Origin of the sequence: Pseudomonas sp. NFACC45, from assembly GCF_900113505.1 — a bacterium.
Taxonomy (GTDB): Bacteria; Pseudomonadota; Gammaproteobacteria; order Pseudomonadales; family Pseudomonadaceae; genus Aquipseudomonas; species Aquipseudomonas tehranensis.
On record NZ_FOPO01000007.1, the window covers coordinates 304,911 to 326,082 of the forward strand.

Here is a 21,172-nt window from a genome sequence, read left to right on the forward strand (position 1 = left end):
TGAGCATGCAGAGCAGGCATTAACCAGAGATTAATGTCGGATAAATCTTCAGACACACAGCACAAAAAAAGGGGCGAACCCGTTCAGGTTCGCCCCTTTCATGTGTGCGTGTCCGTCAATCAGTCGGTCAGGATCCGCGAATGCTTGCGAGTGTCTTTCATGGTGATGTAGACCAGCAGCGACACCGCGATACACGCCGTCACGTACCAGTAGTAGCCGGTTTCCATGCCGATGCTCTTGAACCACAAAGCGATGTATTCAGCGGTGCCGCCGAAGATCGATACGGTCAAGGCGTATGGCAGGCCGACGCCCAGGGCACGGATTTCGGTGGGGAACAGCTCGGCTTTCACCACAGCGTTGATCGAGGTGTAGCCACTGACGATGATCAGCGCGGCCATGATCAGGAAGAACGCGCCCCACCAGGTCTGGACGGTGTGCAGGGTGGTCAGGATCGGCACGGTGAACAGCGTCCCCAGGATGCCGAAGGCAATCAGGATCGGCCGCCGACCGACTTTATCTGACAAGCCGCCGATCACCGGTTGCAGGCACATGAACAGGAACAGTGTGGCGGCGGAAATGGTGGTGGAGTCGGAAATGCTCATGCCGACAGTGTTCACCAGGTATTTCTGCATGTAGGTGGTGTAGGTGTAGAACGCCAGGGTGCCGCCCATGGTCAGGCCGACCACCGTCAGCAATTCTTTTGGATGGCGCATCAAGGTGCGCATGGCGCTTTCCTTGGCTTTTTCCTTTTTGGTGAACGACTCGGTTTCTTCCATGCCGCGACGCAGGTACAACGCCACGATCGCGCACAGCGCGCCGATGGCGAACGGAATGCGCCAGCCCCAGGCATACAGCTCTTCGGTGGTGAGGAAGCGTTGCAACACGATCAGCACGCCCAGGGCAATGAGCTGGCCGGAGATCAGGGTCACGTACTGGAAGCTGGAGAAGAAGCCGCGACGCTCCTTGGTGGCCATCTCGCTCAGATAGGTTGCCGAGGTGCCGTATTCACCGCCCACCGACAGACCCTGAAGCAAACGGGCCACGACCAGCAGGATGGGCGCACCGACGCCGATGGTTTCATAGCCGGGGCTCAGGGCGATGATCAACGAACCGAAGCACATCAGGTACACCGAGGCCATCAGTGCCGCCTTGCGCCCGGCGCGGTCAGCGTACAGGCCCATCAGCCAGCCACCGATCGGGCGCATCAGAAAGCCCACGGCGAAGATCGCGGCGGTGTTGAGCAATTGGGCGGTGGTGTCGCCCTTGGGGAAGAAGACTTTGGCGAAGTACAACGAGAAAGCGGCGTAGACGTACCAGTCATACCACTCGACCATGTTGCCGATCGAACCGCTGAAAATCGACTTGATCCGGCTGGCTGTGGTTCTTTCACGGGCGGGCGCGGCAGCCGACCCGAGGGGAAGGGTATTGGAGTTATCCATTGAAGGATCCTTCGTTTAATTGTTTTTGTGGAGCGCGTGGGAACGCAGCCTGACAGGGCTATAGCAGGAGCTGTGCCAGATGGGAGAGGGCCGGACTAGAGGGGGTTTACTGCGCTGGATGAGCGGAAATCCGCTTGTTCTGACTGTGGGATGAGCGAAACTTCGCTCATTCAGAAAGGGATATTTGTCGATACTGGCCTCATCGCGAGCAGGCTCGCTCCCACAATGGTTTTGTGTACACAGATCCACTGTGGGAGCGAGCCTGCTCGCGATGGCGCCCATTCAGGCTCTAGAAAGCTCAGGGCGAAGTCGTCGAAGGCGTGAATTCCAGCTTCAACTCGCCGCGATACTGGCCGGTGTTCTTGTCGATCTGATTGAAGGGCGGTGTGTCCAGGGTAATCGGCCATGGCGTGCAGACCACCGGGAAGGGCACGTTGGGCAGGCGTACGGCGCGGATATCGGCATCATTGATGCCGGTATGGTTCACCGCTTGCCCTGACACATGCTGGGTCTCGCCGAGGTTGGCGGTGCGCGTGCGAACCCGGTATTCGATGCGGTTACGCTCGCCTGTGCCGCCGGAGGTGTGGTGCACGAAGAAACGGCCCTCCATGCCGGGCACCGGGTTTGTGCCGGTTACCCGGATTTCATAGCGCTGGCTGTTGGCGTTGTAACCATCGTAGAGGCAGGCATCGACGACGGTCTGGCCGGAGACGATACCGCCCGGTCCGGTGCTTAAAGGCCGGGTGCGCAGGTTCAGGTCCACTTGCGGGGTGCTGATGCCGTAGGCGGGCAGGTAGATCTGCATATTATTGTTGTCGGTGACGTCCAGTTTGAAGTCGACGGTGTAGGTATGGGCGGCCCCAATAGGCTGCGAGTAGAACCGCCTGAGCTTCATGACCAACTGCGCCGTCCAGATGCCACCGGAGGGCAATTTGGCGAATTCTGAACGAGGAATCCATAAGGTGGAGGCCGTGCCCGTCACCGAGACGTCGTCCACGCAAATGTCAGATGATGTTGAGGTCAGCATCCAGATGGTGTCCGCCCACACTCCACAGGGGCTGTTGAGCGGGTGTCTGCGCGTGATATTGCCTTTGACGGTCAACACCACGGAGAGTCGGCTGCGTTTTTCCGTGAAACGCAGCAGGATATCGGTGGTGCCGTACCTTCCTCCGGCGGTGGTCAGGCACTGGCCTGTCGCGGGATCGGTGTTGGACAGACAGACAAAATGCATTGTCCTATAGCTTGAATGTTCCACAGGCTGTTCGTGCCAGCCATGGGTCATCCGCCTCCAGATGTAATGATCGGCGGGAGGAGCCGAGCGGTCGAACTGGAGCATCTCGGATTGATAGTGGTTGCCGGGATGGATGTCCCCGAGCGCCGGCAGCGCAGCGAACGCGCCAATCAGTACGCCCAGGCGGCGAGCCCAACGGTGGAAGATCGAGTTCATGGCTGGTTTCTCTTGTCTGGCGATAACGCGGCGCTGCGGCGTGCCGTCCAGCGCCCCAATCGATCGGGGTCGTTCAGGTCTTTCGGCAATGCGTCCAGGGTGGTGCTGTGACAGGTGAGCGTGCCGACCCGGCGCAAGCTGCTGCGCGCAGCTGCTGACTGCACGGCGCAGGCATGCACCCCGTTCAGGTCAAGGGCGAACAACGGTTGCGGGTGTTTGTTGAGATCGACGACGAAGCTGCCGTCCTCGGCGGTTTCCATCATTGCCGCGTTGAGAATGGCCGCCTGTGCCAGCGGTTGTCCCTGGGCGTCCACCAAGCGGCCGACGTAGGTGTAGCTGATACTGGATTCGATATGTTGTACCGCCAGTTTGCCCGGTTGCAGGAACCAGTCGCGGCTGCCGTTACCCACATTCACCGAGCTCAGATTCTGGCGTGATGCATCGGCGTCGCTGATCCGGGTTTGAGAGGTCTGGAAACCGTTGACGGGAATCAGCCGCTTCTCGCCAAAGCCGATGCTGGTCGGGGCGCCGTAGCCGCCACTGACCTTGGCAGCAGCGCCGTTTGCATTTTCCATCGGTGCCGCGACGATGCCCACGGCGGCCCCCGGACCGGTGCCGCCCTGACCCGGGCCCCAGAAGAAACCCTCGCGTCCCAGGGCCAGGGAAGAGGAATGGTTGCCGCTCAAACCGGGCCGTGAGTGCTGCCGGTCCCCGCCGCGCTGTGACACGGCCAGGCTCGTCTCGCCCCAGTTTCGCTCGACCCGACCGGCCAGTTCGGCGTCCCAGCGGCCGAGGTCATCGTAACCGACGCCGGTGTTGACTTCGTTCCTGCCTTGTTCGCTGTCCCAGGCATTGGTTTGCGCCAGGCTGGTACGAATGCTGTCACTGGCGTGCTGCTCGCGACGCGCGTCCAGGCCGACACTGCGGTGACGGAAGCCGCCGGAGGTCGAACGCTCGTTATGTGACAGGCTAAGGCTCAGGTACAGGCCGTGCTCGGTCGGCCGGCTCCCGCTCTCATTGCGAAACGCGCCAACGCGGTGGATCAAATGGTATTGACCCAGGCTATGCCCGCGAGAAAAGCCCAATTGCAGGGTACGGGCCCAGGTCGCGGTCGTCAGTTCGTTTGTCAGGTCAGGTTCGCCAGGCAAGACGTTCCAGTAGTACGACGGATTCACCTGGGCATAGCGGTTATAGCTATAGCCGCCACTGACGGTGCCCCCGGCCAGCGGCATTGATGCGCTGGCGGTCAAAGACTCGTTGCAGCCACTTTGTTGGTAGGCGCGGCGGGTGTGTTCGCAGGACGGGCTGCGCAGCGAATAGCGGTACAGGTTCCAGGAAAGACCATGGTTGAACGTCAGTTGTTGGCTGTTGCCAGTCGCCCCGTCATTGCCCTTTAAAATGGCAGCCGACAGCGACCAACTGCTGGCGCCCAGCGTACCGGCCCAGTCCAGGCGGCTTTCGTTGTAGAACGCCGTGTCCAGCCAAGTGATCCCACTGGTGAGCGCCAGGTTATCGAGCAGCGGCACCCGCAGGCCGGTCTGGGCCACGGCGGCGGGGTCCTGTTCGTACAGGGAGTGCTCGGCCGTGCGCCCACCCTGCAGGAACCATTGCACGGTGTCATCCCCCAGGCCATTGCCGTCGGTGCGGCTGAAGGGCACGGTTTCAGTACGGGTCACCTGGCCGTTTTCGATCACCCGCAGGGTCACCGGATAGCTGCCGTTGGGAAAGGTCCGGGTGTCGACGTTCTGTACGCCGGCATCCAGGTAGGAGGTGGACAGCAACTCCGTACCGCGGAACGCATCGACGCGGGCGCGCTGGGTCAGGATCAGTGAAACGGGTGTGCCTTGCCCGACGACTTCGCGATTGAGATAGGCCAGGGTGGTGCCGACGCGGGCACCGTCGATACGGCCCAGCGGCAGCAGGCTGAAATTGAAGTTGCCGCCTTCGGCGCTGGACAGGTTACTCATGTCCATGCGGCCGGCTTGGGCATAATGTTCGCGGTCGAAGTCTTGCCGGTAATAGGCGTTATTGAACTCCAACTGACTGTTGCTGCCTCGTTTGCTCTGGTTGGCCTGATAGTTCCAGGTAAACCCTAAATGGCTGTCTTCGCCGAGCCCGAGCGCGCCGAGGCCGCTGGCACCCAGGGCGCGGTAGCTGTCGGACTGCGCAATGTTGATGTTCTGCCGATGGACCAAGGCATTTTGCGCCTCGCTCGGGGTGTGCAGTCGCAGCGCCGAAGCGTCGCTGGCCGGCAACCAGTCCTTGCGCAGGAGCACCTGCAGGCGGGCACCGGCTTCGTCGAGAATCACCGCCAGCGCTTCGGTTTCGAGGTAGCCGCAACTCGCCTCGCTGGTCAGGCCGTAGGAACAGGCCAACTGGCTGTTGCTGGGTAAGGGCTGCGACAGCAACGACGTCAGTTCCTGGGCGGAAGCCGATGCGCCTGCCTCGACCAGCAGGGCCGCGATTCGCCCGGGTTGCTGGAACTCGACCCGGCCGGGCCGCACCATGACCGGGTGCAGGCCGAGGTTACGGTTTAGCAGTTGGAGCTCGAGTTGTTCCACTTGACCCTCGACCAAGGCTTCGAAGCCGGCCGGCACCTGAGCCAGGGTGTCGGTCGCGGCCCAGGCGCCTTCGGCCAACGCCCATGCAAGGGAGATGGAGATAGCTGTGAAGTGGCGTTTCATACGTGGCCTTGATGCAGAAAAGGGGGTACGACGACGCCGTACCCCCTTGGGAGGAACGGTTGTGGTTACGGTTGCTGAGTCAGCACCAGGCTGACGATGCCTTCATAGCGGCCAGCGTTTGCGATAGCGCCAACGGTGGTTTGCTTGATCTCCAGCATCTGCTCGATCGAGCCGCTGGTAGGGTCGCCACCCGGGAACAGATCAGCAGCCGACAAGGCAACGCCAGTGGTGCTCAGCGCTCGGCCACCAAAGGTGACGGAAAGCGGAACGGCGGTGGAAGCCGGGTTGGTCATGTTGGCCAGGACGGGGCTGGTGATCAGCCTGATCGTCATGTCCTTATCGGTGTCATTGCTGAAAACCCGGGTGCCCAGACGCGTGGGCTGCAGACCCGCACCTGGCAGGTAATTCATTTCCATCGATGGCGGCAGGGCACTGCCATCGGATTGGAGCAACTCCAGCGTCGGATCGACATCGGCATAGACCAGGATGCTTTTCTCAACCGCCTGGACAGGCAACGAGGCCAGCGCGACCAGTGCCAACGGGGCGAATTTGAGCAGTTTCATGGGGTGTTTCCTCTTTTCTATGGGTGAACGGGGGCCCAGCCATGTGTAGGCACATGGCTTAGGTTGATAAGAGTTGTTTTGGGGGGGCTACGGCAGCACAGCGAGCGTGCGCGGTCGTTTGTCGTCACTGGTTACAAAGCGCATGAGCAGGTTGCCCTTGGCGCCGGCTGCCTGGACAGGAAGCGTGCTACCCGGATACAGACTGCGATTGATATCGTTCCAGATGCAGTCTTTTTCGCCCTTGGCGTCGGTACAGCTTCCGAGTTGCAATACACCGATGCGTACGTTGCCGTCATTGCGTAACGCGTCGCCGCTTTGTTGCAAACCGACGCTCATCTGACGGTCATCGGGGAGCAGGCGCACCAGCGCCCCCCAGATCAGGTTTACCCCGATTTTCGGTTGTATGCCTTCCGGGCCATCATCTTCCGTTGCCAGATCCTGGGGGGCGGCCACCGGCTCGAAATAGACCCGGTAAACGGTTTCCTCGCTGGGCATCGCCTGCGCGATAATCCGCACCGTGCGGCTGGCGCCGGGAGCGAGTACCGTGCGTTGCGGCGAAACGACGATACCCAGCGTATCGGCCGGAGACAGCGGGCTTTCGTGCTCATCCGGCGTGCCGGGGCGCTGAATCTGGACCACACTGACCTTGATGTACTGCACCTTGTCCGACTTGGAGTGCAGCTGGATCTGTCCAATACCGTCCTGTTCGACGCCGATGGTGCTGGTCATCGGATAGACCACCAGATTGGCGGCCGCCGGCGACGATAAGCCGAAGCCCAGCATCAGAAGCGCCAGCTTGCTCAAGGCAGCCCAACGCTTGGTAAACGTTTGATTCAAATCCATGTCAGACCTCAAGTAAAAGAGCTTAAAACTCAACGTTGTTCAACGCGTCTGGTGAAGCGCTCCAGCCTTCGATGATGGTCGGCGGCGATAGAGAAGAGTCTCACGACAAGAGGCGAGCTATATTTACGACACTTCCTTTTGTGCTACAGATGCTTCTCTGTTCCATGTAGGAAATTTCCAGAGTAGATTCCAGCCCTGACGCTCCGACACGCTTGCTCCCGTGACATGAGGCGATTTCCCGGGTGTACAGCGTCGGCACGGGCCATGGTGGTGACTCCTGTGAGGCAAAGATGATGGCTGTTTGTTTGAATTATTTTGGTGGGATAGTTACACCATGTCAATAGATTTGGTGGGATATATCCACGTTCGTTTGCGCGAGGAGATTGACCGTTGTGGTTTATCGTTGGCCGCGGCATCCCGTGCCGCGGGTGAATCCAGCCCGCAGCGTTTGAAAGAAGTGGTGTCGGGGCGGCAGAAATGCCCGGCCGATCTGGTGGCGAAGTTGGCGGTTATCGGCGTGGACGCGCAGTACGTCCTGGTCGGTGAGCGCGCTCAAATCGCCAAACCGCCATTGGCGCCTGATGAGGAAATGCTGCTGGAGGCCTACCGGGCAATGGATGTGGCCGGGAGGAAACGAACGCTTGCCGGCTTGATTTCTGGGTAGTGGGCGGCTTCATCGCGAGCAGGCTCGCTCCCACATTTCGATCTGTATACGCATCACCCCTGTGGGAGCGAGCCTGCTCGCGATGAGGCCAGTACCGTCACCCTAAAAAACGGCCCCTCTACAAAAACATCTCCCGACTCAACCCGTGCCGCTGCATCTTTTCGTTGAAGGTGCGACGCGGCAGCTGCAATTCCTCGAGCACTGCTTTCACATCGCCCTTGTGTCGCGTCAGGGCGGCGCGCAGGCATTGAGCTTCGAAGGCTTCCTGCCGGGCGGCGAGGGACTGGCCCGGCTCGGTGTCCAGGACCGGGGGTTGATCCAGTCCCAGCAGGTGACGCTCGGCGACGTTGGCCAGCTCACGCACATTGCCCGGCCAGTCGTGGCTGAGTAAGTGACTCAATTGCGGGCCGCTCAGTGGCACGGCGCAGCGGCCCAGGCGTTCGGTGGCGTGGTGGGTGAAATGTTCGAACAGCAGCGGGATGTCCTCGCGCCGTTCCCGCAGTGGCGGCAGGCGTAGCTCGGCGATGTTCAGACGATAGGCCAGGTCTTCGCGAAAGCGTCCGGCGCGGGCTTCATCGAGCAGATCGGGCTTGGTGGCGGCGATGATGCGCAGGTCCACATGGATGCTCTGGTTCGAGCCCAGGCGTTCGAGCTTCTGTTCCTGCAACACCCGTAGCAACTTGACCTGTTGGGCCAGGGGCATGCTCTCGATTTCATCGAGAAACAGCGTGCCGCCGTCGGCGTATTCGAGCTTGCCGATGCGCTTGCCCTGGGCGCCGGTAAAAGCACCGCTTTCATGGCCGAACAGTTCGGCCTCGAACAGCGGTTCGGGAATGGCCGCGCAGTTCAATGCCACGAAAGGTTTGGCCGCCCTGGGACCGAAGTCGTGCAGGCAACGGGCGACCAACTCTTTGCCGCTGCCGGTTTCGCCGCGGATCAACACGTTGACCGGCAGTGTCGCCAGGTCCAGCACCTGCCTGCGCAGATTTTGCAGCGCCCGTGACACCCCCAGCAATGTCCCGTCGAGCTTGTCCTTGACGTCGGCCTGCTCATGCAGACGACGGTTCTCCAGCACCAGCGTGCGCTTGTCCAACGCCCGGCGCAGGCTGCCGAGCAGGGTTTCGGGGGTGAAGGGCTTTTCCAGGAAATCGTAGGCGCCGTCGCGCATGGCTTCCACGGCCATTGGCACGTCGCCGTGGCCGGTCAACAGGATCACCGGCAGGTCCGGGTCGCGTCGCTGCACTTCGGCCAACAGCTCCAGGCCGCTGAGCCCGGGCATGCGCACATCGCTGACGATCACCCCTGGAAAGTTGCCTGGCAATTGCGCCAGGCACTCTTCGGCGCGACTGAACAACTGCACTTCGAAACCCGACAGGCTCAACCATTGCTCCACGGCGCTGCGGATGCTGGCCTCGTCGTCGACGACAATGACCTTTTTCAATGTGCAAGGGTTAAGCATGCAACTGCGCCTCCTGATCGATCGGCAAGGTCACGCAGAACTGCGCGCCGTTTTCATGGTTGTCGGCTGTCAGTCGTCCACCCGATTCATGAATGATTGCAAAGGAAACCGCCAGGCCCAAGCCCAGGCCATCGCCCACCGCCTTGGTGGTGAAGAATGGGTCGAACACCTGGCTCAGGTGTTCCTCGGCAATCCCGGTGCCGCTGTCACTGACTGTCAGGCGCCACAACTGCTCATCGGCTTCAAGGCGCACTTCCAGGCGTTTGAGCGGCTGGTCGGCCATGGCGTCGAGGGCGTTGCGCAGCAGGTTGATCAGTACCTGTTCAAGACGGATGGCGTCGCCACGCACCCACGCCGGGCGGGTCAGGTGCAGCACCGTACTGACCTGTTCGTCGCGCAGGCGTGTGTCCAGCAGTTGCAGGGCCTGATCCACCACCTCCGCCAGGTCGAGACGTTCGCGCAGGCCGCTGGGGCTTTTGCGGGCGAAGGTTTTCAGGTGGCCGGTGAGGGCGGCCATGCGGGTCAGCATGTCGTCCAGGGGTTTGATGGCTTTGTAGGCATCATCGACCCGGCCATGGTCCAGCAACAGGCGCAGGGTTGCCAGTTGCATGCGCTGGGCCGTCAGCGGTTGGTTGATTTCATGGGCCAGGGCCGCCGACATCTGTCCCAGGGCCGCGAGTTTGGCCGATTGCACCAGCCCGTCCTGGGCGGTGCGCAAATCCCGGGTGCGTTCTTCCACCAGCCGTTCGAGTTCTTCACGGCTGCGCTGGCGCAGCTTCGCCAGGCGCCAGCGCTGGTTGAGAAACAGCAGCAGAAACACCAGGGCCAGCCACAACCCGGCGGCGGCGAGCGCGGCGTTGCGACGGTCTTCGAAGGCGGTCTGCGGTCGGCGCAGCAAGTGCAAGGTCCAGCCTTCGGTGGTCAATGGCAGGGATTCCCACAGGTAATCCACGGGGCCGTCGGGGGCCTCGACCCGGGCCAGATGACTGTTGTCGTCAAAGCGCCGCAGCGGCTCAACGGCCAAGGGTTGCAGCGGTTGCTTGTCGTATTGGCGAGTGGCCTTGAGCTCGGTGTGATCGCTGTCGGTCAACGGCTGCAAATGGCGATAACGCCAGCCCTCTCGGTTGGCGATAAAAATGATGCCCCGGGCATCGCTGACCAGTAGCGTGTCGCTGCCCTGACGCCATTCGCGTTCCAGCTCGGGAAATTCCAGCTTCACCACCATCGCGCCGAGGAACTCATCGTTGTCGTTGGTCACGGCGCTGGACAGGAAGTAGCCCGGAATGCCACTGGTCACGCCCACCGCATAAAAGCGCCCGGTGCCCTGGGTCCGGGTCTGGAGGAAGTACGGCCGAAAGCCATAATTGTGCCCGACATAACTGCTGGGCAGGCGCCAGTTGCTGGCCGCGACGGCCAGGCCGGTGTGGTCGAGCAACTCCAATGTGGAAGATTTCGCGGCGCCGTTGATCTGTTCCAGTTTGCGATTCAGCGCGTTCTGTTGCGCGGTGCTGACCGGCCCCTTGAGGGCCGAGCGTAACTCGGGGTCCAGCGCCAGCACGGCGGGTAGGGCGCGGTAGCGTTCGATCAAGGTATGCAGGGAGTTGGCGTACAACGCCAGCTGCTGGTTCGCACGGCTGGCATCCTCCTCCAGAGCCTGGCGTTCGGCGTGGCGCACGGCCAGGGTGGCGGCAATGATGGCGCCCATGAGGATTAGCAAGGTATACAACGACAGACGCAAGGGACGAGGCATTGCCGGCATTGGACTGTTTCGAGGACTGGACAGGACAGGCACGATAGCACGCCGTCTGCCTGCCGTGATGCGCCCCGGCCCCAGAGGCTATCTGAGCATGCTTTGAGTCAATTTCAACTGGCCGATGGTCACCTCCATTCTCTTTCTCAAGGTTTGAGGTGTGTCACCGCTCGACGCTCCAAACATTTTACTGAGCGGCTGGTAAGTATTGATTGCGCCGGTTTCAGCCTGGGCAAACAGCGCATCAATGTAGTCCATCTGTGCGTTCAACACCTCGATCATGCCGTTGATGTGCGTATCCGCCCGGGCGATTTTGGCGTCGGTGAGTTCGTGACTGGCGGCGCCAATTTCATGAATGATCTCAATGGTTCCCAACACAGTGCCAATCACCGCACCTATTTCACTGGCGCCGAGGGTGCCTGTGGCTTTGAGCGCTATTTTGCTGCCCGTGCTGGTCACCTCTTTTCCCGCTTTCAAGACGCTTTTCTGCGTCGGCGCGCTCACGGCATGGGACAGATCCTTGGCTTTTGCCTTGGCGTAGTGAAAGAGGTCGAGATTTTTGTATTCGCCTTTCTTGACGATTTTGTCAGGGTCCAGCTTGCGGCTCTTGAAGTTGACCGCTGCGCTCAGACTCAGCCGTTCCAGCGCATAATCCAGGCCGATGCTTACCGCTTTGCCGGTGGCAAATCCCAGCGCGGCGCCTACGACGATACCGGGTGGCCCTGCGACGCTGCCCAGCGCCGCGGCGCCGATGCCCACGGCGACACCTGCTCCATAGCTGACGGCCTGGGCTCCGACATGAGCCCCGACGCGCACGGCGGCGGCCTGGGTGTGTGCCGATGCCGAGCGATGGCTGGCCAGTTGCTTTTGCGCCTCGCTGGCCCGGCGCGAAGTCAGCTTCATGATGTCGGTGAACTTCCGGATTTCCTTGTTCAGTCGGTTGCGCTTTTTCCACTGCTCCCAGTAGGCAGCGGTCTGCGCCTTCCTGGCATCCCGCTGCGCCGGCGTCTCTACGATCAACCCTTGGTCATCGGTAAACGTCATCGGGTTATTGGCGACAAAACCATATAGATTCAACCCATCCACATCACCCGCCGGGTCCGCGCCGACCCAACGCTGCAGCCACGGCGCGTAGTAGCGCGCACCGTAGTAATACAACCCGCTGGCCTCCATTTCCTTGCCGCAATAACGCAAGGTCTTGTAGTCGACTTCAATGCTGGAGCGGGCGGCGTGCCAGGCGGTGCCGCCAAAAGGGTAGTAGTGTTCACGGCTGATCAAACTGCCGTGGCGGTCCAGTTCCAGGGTGCTGGAACCCAGGTGATCGTCGAGGCTGTAGCGCAGTTGATCGGCTTCGATGCCGCTCGGCTGGCCCGCTTCCCAGTGCAGGCAGCGAACACTGCCGTGAGCCAACGAACAGGTGAGCACGTGCAGCTGTTCGCCGTGGTTGCTTGTGCGGATCTCAAGGCCTGGCAAATAGCGTGTCTGGCGGTGAGTGCTGGCGGTGGTGTGGGTCCTGCTGACCCGCTCGCCCTGGCTGTACAGATAGGTTTCGTCATCGTCCGACATCCCGTTGTCGCGTTTGAGCAGCGTGACCTTGCTGAGCTGGTCGCGGGCGTCCCACACCAGCGACTGTGCGCCGCGTTGCAGGTGCAGCGGGTTGCCATGGGCATCGAACAGCGCGTCGAAATCCGGTTCGGGGTCGCCTTCCGCCCAGCGCACGCCGCGGTTGCTGTGGGGGGCGATGCGCAGTGTCTGCGTGTGGTTGTTGCCTTCGCGAACATGCCGCAGTCGGGTCAGGTTGTTGCCGGTGTCGTAGTCATACAGTTGGGTGTAATTGAAGCGGTGTCCGGTGTCGATGGGCACGACCGGCTCGGGTAATCCCGGATGCAGGTGCGGTGTCTCGCCCTCCAGACCACTGGCGCTGATCAAACGGTAGAGCGAGTCGTAGGTGAAGTCGCGATGACCGTCCACGCGCTGGTTGGCAAAGTACAGGGGGGCGACGGTCAGGTCTTCGATGCGCAGCACATTGCCCATGGCGTCGTAGAAATACGCCAGGTTCTGGTGCAGGGCTTCACCGGTTTTTCCGGCCTTGAGGGTGCTCAACAGGTGGTTGGCCGGATCATAGGTCCAGCGACTGGTCAGGCCATTGGCGGTATCTTGCAGTTCGATCTGCCCAGCGGCGTTGTAGCGGGCGTCCAGCAGAATCGGTTGTGGCGCGTCATCGTCCCGAAGTTGCAGGTCCAGCTGTTTGAGCTGCCCGCAAATGTCCCGTCGCAAGAACCGCCGATGTCCACCGGCGTCGGTCTGGCTCACGGGGCTGCCGAGGGCGTCGAAGGTTTGCTCGCAGCTGTGGGGCAGGCCATCGGCAAAACGGCGCACCTGACGCAACGGATCGCCCGTCAGGGCGTAATTGTCCAGGCGCAAGGTGCCCGAGGGATCGCTCTGCTCAAGCAACTGACCGCGCAAGTTGTAATCGGCATTGGCCGTAGCGTCGGCGTAGATGAAGGTGTCCACACCGGCCTGGTCATTTTCCTCCATGGCCACCGGCCGCAGTTGAGGGTCATAGGCCATGCGCCAATGATTGCCGCGTTGATCCCAGCGCTGCCGGACTTCCCCTGCCAGGCCCGGCAATACCAGGCGCCATCCGGCATCGACGCTGTCGGTAAGCAATGGCATGGCGCTGAGGTTGCAGAGGGTGGCCTGGTTGGGTTTGGGAGCGTGGCCGAAAAGACGAGGGTCCCATTGCTCGACGAGGTGGCCGTTGGCGTTATGGCGTTGGCGAGCGATCAGGGCGGCGACGGGAGTCGAAGCCTGACTGCGCAAGTACACCACTTGCCGCGCGGGCAGACCACGGCAATCGACGGCGATGACGTTGGGAGTACGGTGATGGACGGTACTCATCGGTCGACGGCCTCCAGGGAATTCGTCGTTTCGATCCTGGCCTGAGGGGGCGCTTGCAAAGCAATATAGCAATGAAAGAACCGGGCGGAACCTGTCAGGTCTGACAGCGCAGGCGCCGATGCTGCGGGTGATGGCGACCGCCGTATTACCTCTTGGACGTCCCGCCCCTGGCTTGCTTGAGCAAGAATTGATTGTCCGTGGTGCTCATTTCTTTGTACCAGGCCATGCCTTTTTGCGCCCGAGCAATGTAGTCCAGCGTGATCAGGGTTTTTCGCTGCAGGACTGAATGGTGGATGGGCGCCAACGTTTCCGGTGTCGTCAGAGGGTTGACGTTCGGCAGCACATCGCCAGGGTATACGACAGATTTCCCCAGGCTTTTGAAGGCCGCTTCGGTGGCGCTCCAGCGACTCTCTACCGCGCTTTTCCACTCGGCGAGCAGGGTGTCGATCTTTTTGATTTTGACGGGGGTCAGTCCCATCTTGATGTCCTCGGCCTCTTGGGCGCGAGAGCTCAGGTTCAGCAGGTTCATCGCCGGGATAACCGAGCCGGTGACCCTGTTCAGGAAAAAACTGCTGAAATCCTGAACCGAAAAGGACAGCGGTTCGCTCTGTCCAAGCCCGATCCTGCGATCAATCGCCTCGACCGACATCGCGGATGTCTGCGGGATGAGAGGGCGCAGTACACGGGCAGTCGGGAGGCTGGCGTCGGCTAACGCAGCACCCACGTCGGCGCCTATATTTCCACCGACGAGGCCGCCCAGATAAGGGACCTCGTTGAGCTGAGGGGATACAGCGCCGAACACCTCGGCCCCCGCATAACCACCCAAAAAACCGACCACGGCACTGACGGATTCGCCGGCCAGGTTCTTCAGCATTTCCTTGCCGATGTTTGTCTTGTGGATGACATTGTCGATTTGCGCCAGGGCGGTGGCCGATTCCGTCCCCAGTTCTGCAATGAAATCCGAGTAGTTCATGATCTGCCACTCGGCTTTGGTGGTGCCCCTGTCATCCACATAGCGCAGTGGGTTGTTGCCCACGAACCCGTAGAGGTTCAACCCATCCACGTCCCCGGCCGGGTCGGCACTGATCCAGCGTTGCAGCCACGGCGCATAGTAGCGGGCGCCGTAGGCATACAGCCCGCTGACGTCCATTTCCTTGGCGCCATAGCGCAGCGTCTTGTAACTGACTTCCACCTCCGAGCGCGTGCTCATCCAGGCGGTCGCACCAAACGGATAGTAGCCTTCGTGGCTGATCAGCCGGGCTTGCTGATCGAACTCCATCAGGCTTGAGCTCAGATGATCCAGCAGGCTGTAGCGCAGTTGGTCGGCGGGCATGGGCGCCGGTTTACCGGCGACCCAGTGCAAACACCGCACGCTGCCGAGTCCGGCGTCCACGGTGATGACGTGCAGTTGCTCGCCAGTGTCGCGGGTGCGGATCTCCAGTCCCGGCAGATAGTGCACCGCGTGGAAGTGATGGGTGGTCGCGGTGTAAGTGTCGTGGCGCTTATAAACCCGCTGGCCCTGACTGTAGCGGTAGTGCTCTTGATCGTCGGCGCTAGCATCACGCTTGACCAGCGTCACCGATGACAGTTGATCGCGAGCGTTCCATTTCAGCTCCCGGCCGGGCTGCGGCAGCAGCAGGTTGCCGTGACGGTCGTACAGCTCATTGAATGACGGATCGGGGTCACCCGGTTCCCAGCGTATGCTCCGGTTGCTGTGTGGGTCGACGAACATCTGGCGGGTATGGCTGGCGCCTTCGCGCACATGGGTGAGTTTGATCAGGTTGCCGCCGTGATCATATTCGTAAGTCTGGAGATAGTTGCGCCGGTCATTGGGATCGGTCGGCTGCGGGAGGCCGGGCATGTCCGGGGGCGGGCCGTCGTCGTAACCACTGGCGCTGAGCAGACGGTACAGCGAGTCGTAGCTGAACCGGCGATGCCCATCGACCCGCTGGTTGGCGAAGTGGCTGGGCGTGAAGGCGTGGTCGAGGATGAGGGTGATGTTGCCCACCGGGTCATACGCATACTCGAAGTCTTGCAGGACCGTCTGATTGTTCAGTGCCTGTTGGCGTTGCAAGCGTCCATCGGCCGGGTCGTAGGTCCAGTGGTTGACGATGCCGTTGCTGAGCTGTTGTTCGATGATCTGCCCTGCGGCGTCATACCGAGCGTTTTGCAGCACAGGTAGCCATGGGGCCTGCTCATTGAGTTGTAACCGCGCCTGTTTGAGCTGTCCGGCCAGGTCGTAGTCGGCCTGTTGCCGGTGTTCCCCGGCATCGGTCTGCTCCAGGAGGTTGTCCAGCGGACCGTAGCGGTACTGGCTGACCGAGGTCATGCCGTCCTCAAAAGCCCGCGTTTCTCGTAGCAGGCGGCCGAGCAGGCTGTAGTTGTCCAGGCGCAGGGTTCCCGACGGATCGCTTTGTTCGAGCAACTGGCCGCGCAGGTTATGACCGGCGTCGGCCGTGGCGTCGGCGTAAGTGAAGGTGTCGACCTCGGCTGCGGCCTGGCTGTGTTCCTCCAGAACTATCGGACGCAACCGCTGGTCGTAGGCGATGCGCCAATGACTGGCGCGTTGATCCCAGCGGTGCAGGGATTCATCCGCCAGTCCAGGCAGCTCCAGGCGCCACCCGGCATCGACGCTGTCTGTGCGCAGCGGGTGGCCGGCAAGGTTGTAGAGGGTGTTCTGGTTGGGTTTGGGCGCGTGACCGAAAAGGCGCGGATCCCACTGTTCAACGAGGTGGCCAGCTGCGTTGTGGCGCTGGCGAGAGACCAGTGCGACGCTGGAAGACGTGGCCCGGCTGCGCAAATAACCGACATGTCGAGCGGGCAGGCCACGGCTATCGAAGACCACCAGGTCAGGCGTGCGGGAGTGCAGCGTAGTCATCGTCCGATGGCCTGTGCTGCAGCGGGCTGTCTGCTCATCTGTCCGATTCCGGCGTGGTGTCGTTGTAATCGTGCTCGCACAGGTACCACGGATGATGCACATGCCAGGCTTCATGCCCCTTGGCATTGACGACCTTGACCAGGCGCCCTGGCGGGTCGTAGAACTGCTGGTCGTGGTAGCCGTGCAGGCGCAGCGAGGCGTCGTTGACGTAGCGCCAGGCGTCGGCGAAATACGGCCGATAGACCCGCGTGACCAGCCCTTTGTTGTTGTACTCGACCCGTTCGCTGACGCGCCAGCGCGGGTCGGCCAGGTGCTGCAACGGTCGTCCGTTCTGTAGCGCCAGGGAGCCGTCCTCGGCCACGGCATAGGCCTCCCCGGGTTCGACCCGCTGCTTGGTTTGCAAGGTGCGGCCGAATCCGTCGAGGGCGCTGAAGGTGATGCGCACCTGTTGCAACGGATCGTCCGGGTAGCGATCGGCGCTCAGCACGACGCTGTGAACCGGCTCTCGGGCCGTGGCCTGGATCAGCGTCCACAACTGTTCTTCGGCGGCGGTGCGTTCGGCCAGCCGCGCCAGGTGAATGCGTGCCCAAGCGCGGACATGTCCGCTGGGCATCAAGTAACGGGCGCTGATCCACTCATTGCGCTGGGCAAGGGAGACTTGGGCGAGGTCAAGCGCGCCCATCCAGCTGAACTCGTCGGTGCGCACGGCACTGGCGATTCTGCCCAGGGTGGCTTCGGGGTGTTCGATGGCGTAAGCCGGCGACTGGTCGTCGGGTGGCACGTAGGTGTCGATGGCATCGAAGCCCGCCGGCAGGCCATTTTCGCTGCCGAAAAACGTAATGCCCAATGGCACACCGTCGGGGCCATACAGCGCTTGCTGCACGTTGTCGTTGGCGTCGATGATTTTCTGCGGCAACAGCGTGTGATAGTCGTATTCGATCTGGGTCGTGCAGCCGTCTGGCAGGGTAATGGCGGTGGTCATCAGGTGATAGGCATCGTACGTCAGCCTCGTAACGCCATGGCTTTGGGTTTCTTGCAGGGCGTCGATCTGGAAGAAACCGTCAAGCGATTGGTAGGTGGCAAAACCGCTCTTTTTCGACCAGAGGTTTTCGGCGGTATCTTCGTCCGGATCTTCAGGCAGAAACAGCGGCATGGGCTCAAAGCCGATTTCTTCCAGTTGCCCGCGGATGTCGAAGGGCGCTGGTACGGCGTCGTAGGCGTCCAGTGCCTGCTTGTCGAACTCGGCCGTCTCCAGCGGGCCGAGCAACGCCTGGAACGCTATATCGCCTTGGTCGTCACGCAGGTAGTTCTGTTCCTCAAGCGCAACCAATTGCCGTGCGGCTTGCCATTGCGGGGAGTCGTGATGTGCAAGGAAGGCTTCATAGCTGATCTGGCGAGGGTTGAGGCCTTGCGGCAGTTCGCCCTTGGGGCGTTGCAAAGCGTTGGCCCGACTGCGCCAGGCCAGGCCCAGGCGCTGACGCCAGCCGGTTTCGTCGAACAGGTGCAGGTGCGTGGCCCGGCTCTCGACAAGGTGGAACACCTGCTGTTGTTCATCATGGGCATCGAGCCACCAGGTGTTCTCGTCTTCATCGTCGAAGGGGGGCGGATCGAGCGGCGTAAGGCGTCGGGCGTAATGGACGATGAAGCCATGAATAAGCTGGCCGTAGAGATTCCATTTCAGATTGATGCCGTGCTGGCTTTGCGGGTCGTTGGTAAAACCGTCGTATTGATGGCTGAGCGTCTCCAGTTCCAGGACCAGCAGGCTTTTGTGATGCGGATGGGGCTGGCGCAGCAGATAGCGGTGTTGCGTCACGGTGTAGGGCCGGGCCGCATCGCCCGATTCGGCGGGATGGGTTTCTGTGCGCAACACCTGGCTACCCAAGGCATAAGCCATTTCCCGGGCGGTCTCGGGGTCGGGCACGATGATCTCGTCGGCCTCGTCGCCTTCATGGAAGCGGCTCAACAGCGCCGGGCCAAGCGGCACGGCGTCATCGTCGCCGTCGAAACAGTCCTTCAGAGGCTGGTTGACGGTTCGGCCGGTGTGGAACCAGGTTTTGACCAGGACCGGCGCGGTAAAGCCGCTTTGCGCTTCACCGTCGGGCAACTCACTGTCCACCTGGTACAACCGAGCGAAGCCCCGGAACTCACGGTGATAGCCGTCGTAGTCGCCTTCGAAATAGCGCAAGCGCTGGGTCAGGCAATTGCCGGTAATTTCATCCAGCTGTTGCTGACGTGCCAACAAGGGCAGGGCCATGGGCAGATAACAGGTCACTTGCTCGCCCTTCGCCCGGCGCTGTTGTTTTTCATCCAGCCAGTATTGCGCACTGCTGCGATAGGTCAGGGTGGTGCTGCAGCCCATGTTGTTGTTCGTCGCGTTGAGCAGATAGGGGCGCGCCGCGACGAAGTCATAGCGCCAATGCTTGGGCTTCATATCGGGTGACATGTGGGGCACGCTCAGCATCAGACTGGCGCAACCCAGCCCCTGCAGATCGGCCAGGGTGACCTGGCACAGATTGTCGTACCGCACGCCCGCCGGCCACGGCACCTTGACGGGAATTTGCTCAAGGCCATTGCCGCCGTGGTTGAAGTAGATATCGAAACAGTCGCTGTTAAGGTAGATCAGCGCGGGCGCCCCGGCCCCGTCCAGATCGGCGATCCGCACCCGGTCGGCGTCGAACTGGCCGTAGCTGAAGGGCAGGGCGCTCATGACAAACCCTTCGCCGAAACGCCCGTGACCCAGGTTCGGCCAGCACTTGATTTCATCGAAGCGAATCCGGCACAGCTCGGTGCTGTCGCTGCCCAGTAAATTGCCGAACAGCACCAGCTCACTGCGCGAGTCACTGAACAATGGCAGGGGGCTGTCCGGTTCATGGGGCACATTCACCCCCGGGGCGAACCCCTGCTCGCGCAGATTGGCGTACAGCCGAACGCTTTTGGGGCCGACCATGGCCAGGGAGCGCAAGCCGTCGCCGTTCAAATCCCCCAGTTGCGCGGCGGGGTGCAGGAATTCCGTTGGAAAACGATCGAAGGGGGTGAAGGTCGACCAACTGCGGTCCGGGTTGAGGGTATAGAAACCACTCATGCCGGGCTGGGCAATGACCCAGTTGAGACGGCCGCTGCCGGTCAGATCGGTCAGCACCTGCATCACGGCCGGGTTTTGGCTGGCGACCGGGATGCTGTCCAGGCGTGACCACGGGCCATAGCCGATGGCATCTTCATCGGAGCCGGCGCGCTCGGGTTCGCGGTAATACCAGGCATCGGTGTAGCGGCACAGGAACCCCGGCAGACCTTCGCCATACAGGTCCAAGCATTGGTATTGCCGGCCGGCTTCGAGGGCGGGCATGGTCTCCAGGTCGAAGAATTTTTCGGGTGCCAGGTTCAGGTCGAAGTCGGTGTACTGCAATTCGACGGGAGGGCTGTAGTCGACATCGCCTTCAGCGTCCCAATCCTGATAGTGGGCGGCCGTCAGTAGGCTGTAGCCCAGGGCGGTGGCGCTGTATTCCAGCACCAGCCGCCGGACCAGCGCAGGTTCAGTATCGGCCCCGGCGGGGAAGTGATGGAACATCAACACTTGATGACACAGGCGCCGCGTGCCGACCTCAAAACCGTATCGATAGCTGTGAAACGGGTCGCTGCGTAGCAGCCAGGGCGCCTCTTCGGGGGCTTGCCAGGAAGGTTGTTGCGCAAGATCGAGGGTACGTTGCCCGTAGTCGAACAGCAGGTGAAAGTGCCAGTTGCGCTGGGCCGGGTCGGCCTCTTCGAAACAATACAGGGTGTCGTTGGCGCTGGCGTTGCCATAGCACACCCGCCGTAGGTAGCGCTGGGCACGGTAGTCGTGGGGGCCGTCCGACGCGCCGGGGTCGGCCTGGTACTCATAATAGATGTGCTCGCCTGCCGGGCTGACTTCTTCGAGCAACAACCATTCGGCGATGCGCGGTGGTTTTGGGGGATCGGGCTCAGGTTCGGGTTCGGGTTCGGCTTCGGCTTCAGGCTCGGCAATGCGCGACGCGTCGGTTTTGCCGTAGCAATACAAATGGCCGTTGCTGCCCTGGACACGCCAGAACGCTGGCTGGCCGTCGGTGGGTGTCCACAGTTCATAAATATCGAAGCTGCTTTCGGTCCTGGGGTAATAACGCACCACCGAGCAAGTGGCACTGCCGGGGCCCGCCAGGGGGCGAATGAGCGGTTCGGCGTTGAGTTCGGGCCAGCGGTCAACCCCATCGGCGTCAACCATGACATCCTCATCGCCATAGTGCGGCACACCTCTGCTGGTTTTACGGGTGATGCTGGCGATGGAAAGCTGCATGCCGATGCCGAAGATGCCGTTGCCGCCCTGGCTGCTGTAATGCAGGGCCAGCGCCGGCGTCAGGTGACGGGCGGTGGAGAGGGGTAACGGCAGCTCAAAAGAACTTGCCCCGCGTGTGCCGACAGGGCCGAGGCTGTTGCCGAGGGTGGCGATAGAAGCACTGCCGGCGATGGTCGGGGTCACGATCTGGAGGGGCGTTTGTTCTGCCATCGGGATCATCTCTGTTAGCCGACGCCAG

The 21,172-nt window shown here is 61.7% G+C and carries 11 protein-coding genes; 1 reads left to right on the forward strand and 10 read right to left on the reverse strand.

Features of this window, described 5'->3' with window-relative positions; all coding sequences use genetic code 11:
- Positions 1 to 119 precede the first annotated feature (119 nt).
- From BM132_RS15530 to BM132_RS15550, 5 genes are all read right to left on the reverse strand, one after another.
- Positions 120 to 1,439, reverse strand: coding sequence for an MFS transporter (locus BM132_RS15530; RefSeq protein ID WP_092456479.1), 1,320 nt, complete (start codon positions 1,437 to 1,439; stop codon positions 120 to 122).
- Positions 1,440 to 1,737: 298 nt separating this feature from the next.
- The gene (locus BM132_RS15535) at positions 1,738 to 2,886 is read right to left on the reverse strand and encodes a CfaE/CblD family pilus tip adhesin (protein WP_092456482.1); all 1,149 of its coding nucleotides are present in this window, start codon (positions 2,884 to 2,886) and stop codon (positions 1,738 to 1,740) included.
- Positions 2,883 to 5,570 carry a TcfC E-set like domain-containing protein gene (locus BM132_RS15540; protein ID WP_092456486.1) on the reverse strand — a complete coding sequence of 896 codons (2,688 nt, stop codon included), beginning with the start codon at positions 5,568 to 5,570 and terminating at the stop codon, positions 2,883 to 2,885. Before BM132_RS15540 ends, BM132_RS15535 begins: the two co-directional genes overlap by 4 nt.
- Before the next feature lie 65 nt (positions 5,571 to 5,635).
- Positions 5,636 to 6,133: a CS1 type fimbrial major subunit gene (locus BM132_RS15545; protein ID WP_092393466.1), complete on the reverse strand. Its 498-nt coding sequence runs from the start codon at positions 6,131 to 6,133 to the stop codon at positions 5,636 to 5,638.
- A gap of 87 nt (positions 6,134 to 6,220) precedes the next feature.
- On the reverse strand, positions 6,221 to 6,976 hold the full coding sequence (locus tag BM132_RS15550) for a fimbrial protein TcfA (RefSeq protein ID WP_092456489.1): 756 nt from the start codon (positions 6,974 to 6,976) through the stop codon (positions 6,221 to 6,223).
- A gap of 334 nt (positions 6,977 to 7,310) precedes the next feature.
- On the opposite strand from BM132_RS15550, the gene BM132_RS15555 reads away from it, so the two are divergent.
- Positions 7,311 to 7,640: a hypothetical protein gene (locus tag BM132_RS15555; protein WP_143092355.1), complete on the forward strand. Its 330-nt coding sequence runs from the start codon at positions 7,311 to 7,313 to the stop codon at positions 7,638 to 7,640.
- 118 nt (positions 7,641 to 7,758) lie between these two features.
- Here BM132_RS15555 and BM132_RS15560 read toward each other — a convergent pair whose 3' ends face one another.
- The 5 genes from BM132_RS15560 to BM132_RS15580 all read right to left on the reverse strand — a co-directional run bounded on the left by BM132_RS15560 (position 7,759) and on the right by BM132_RS15580 (position 21,144).
- Positions 7,759 to 9,099, reverse strand: coding sequence for a sigma-54-dependent transcriptional regulator (locus tag BM132_RS15560; protein WP_092456495.1), 1,341 nt, complete (start codon positions 9,097 to 9,099; stop codon positions 7,759 to 7,761).
- Positions 9,092 to 10,858: an ATP-binding protein gene (locus tag BM132_RS15565; RefSeq protein WP_092456498.1), complete on the reverse strand. Its 1,767-nt coding sequence runs from the start codon at positions 10,856 to 10,858 to the stop codon at positions 9,092 to 9,094. The genes BM132_RS15560 and BM132_RS15565 overlap by 8 nt, the downstream gene beginning before the upstream one ends.
- 78 nt (positions 10,859 to 10,936) lie before the next feature.
- Positions 10,937 to 13,750, reverse strand: coding sequence for an RHS repeat-associated core domain-containing protein (locus BM132_RS15570; protein ID WP_092456501.1), 2,814 nt, complete (start codon positions 13,748 to 13,750; stop codon positions 10,937 to 10,939).
- A gap of 145 nt (positions 13,751 to 13,895) precedes the next feature.
- Positions 13,896 to 16,628 carry an RHS repeat domain-containing protein gene (locus BM132_RS15575; protein ID WP_092456504.1) on the reverse strand — a complete coding sequence of 911 codons (2,733 nt, stop codon included), beginning with the start codon at positions 16,626 to 16,628 and terminating at the stop codon, positions 13,896 to 13,898.
- Positions 16,629 to 16,662: 34 nt separating this feature from the next.
- Positions 16,663 to 21,144, reverse strand: a complete 4,482-nt coding sequence (locus tag BM132_RS15580; protein ID WP_092456507.1) for a SpvB/TcaC N-terminal domain-containing protein — start codon at positions 21,142 to 21,144, stop codon at positions 16,663 to 16,665.
- Positions 21,145 to 21,172: the final 28 nt, after the last annotated feature.

Bases quoted from the DNA above. Each gene is read 5' to 3' on its own strand.
- BM132_RS15530 (WP_092456479.1), bottom strand. From the start codon at position 1,439: ATGGATAACTCCAATACCCTTCCCCTCGGGTCGGCTGCCGCGCCCGCC.
- BM132_RS15535 (WP_092456482.1), bottom strand. From the start codon at position 2,886: ATGAACTCGATCTTCCACCGTTGGGCTCGCCGCCTGGGCGTACTGATT.
- BM132_RS15540 (WP_092456486.1), bottom strand. From the start codon at position 5,570: ATGAAACGCCACTTCACAGCTATCTCCATCTCCCTTGCATGGGCGTTG.
- BM132_RS15545 (WP_092393466.1), bottom strand. From the start codon at position 6,133: ATGAAACTGCTCAAATTCGCCCCGTTGGCACTGGTCGCGCTGGCCTCG.
- BM132_RS15550 (WP_092456489.1), bottom strand. From the start codon at position 6,976: ATGGATTTGAATCAAACGTTTACCAAGCGTTGGGCTGCCTTGAGCAAG.
- BM132_RS15555 (WP_143092355.1), top strand. From the start codon at position 7,311: ATGTCAATAGATTTGGTGGGATATATCCACGTTCGTTTGCGCGAGGAG.
- BM132_RS15560 (WP_092456495.1), bottom strand. From the start codon at position 9,099: ATGCTTAACCCTTGCACATTGAAAAAGGTCATTGTCGTCGACGACGAG.
- BM132_RS15565 (WP_092456498.1), bottom strand. From the start codon at position 10,858: ATGCCGGCAATGCCTCGTCCCTTGCGTCTGTCGTTGTATACCTTGCTA.
- BM132_RS15570 (WP_092456501.1), bottom strand. From the start codon at position 13,750: ATGAGTACCGTCCATCACCGTACTCCCAACGTCATCGCCGTCGATTGC.
- BM132_RS15575 (WP_092456504.1), bottom strand. From the start codon at position 16,628: ATGACTACGCTGCACTCCCGCACGCCTGACCTGGTGGTCTTCGATAGC.
- BM132_RS15580 (WP_092456507.1), bottom strand. From the start codon at position 21,144: ATGGCAGAACAAACGCCCCTCCAGATCGTGACCCCGACCATCGCCGGC.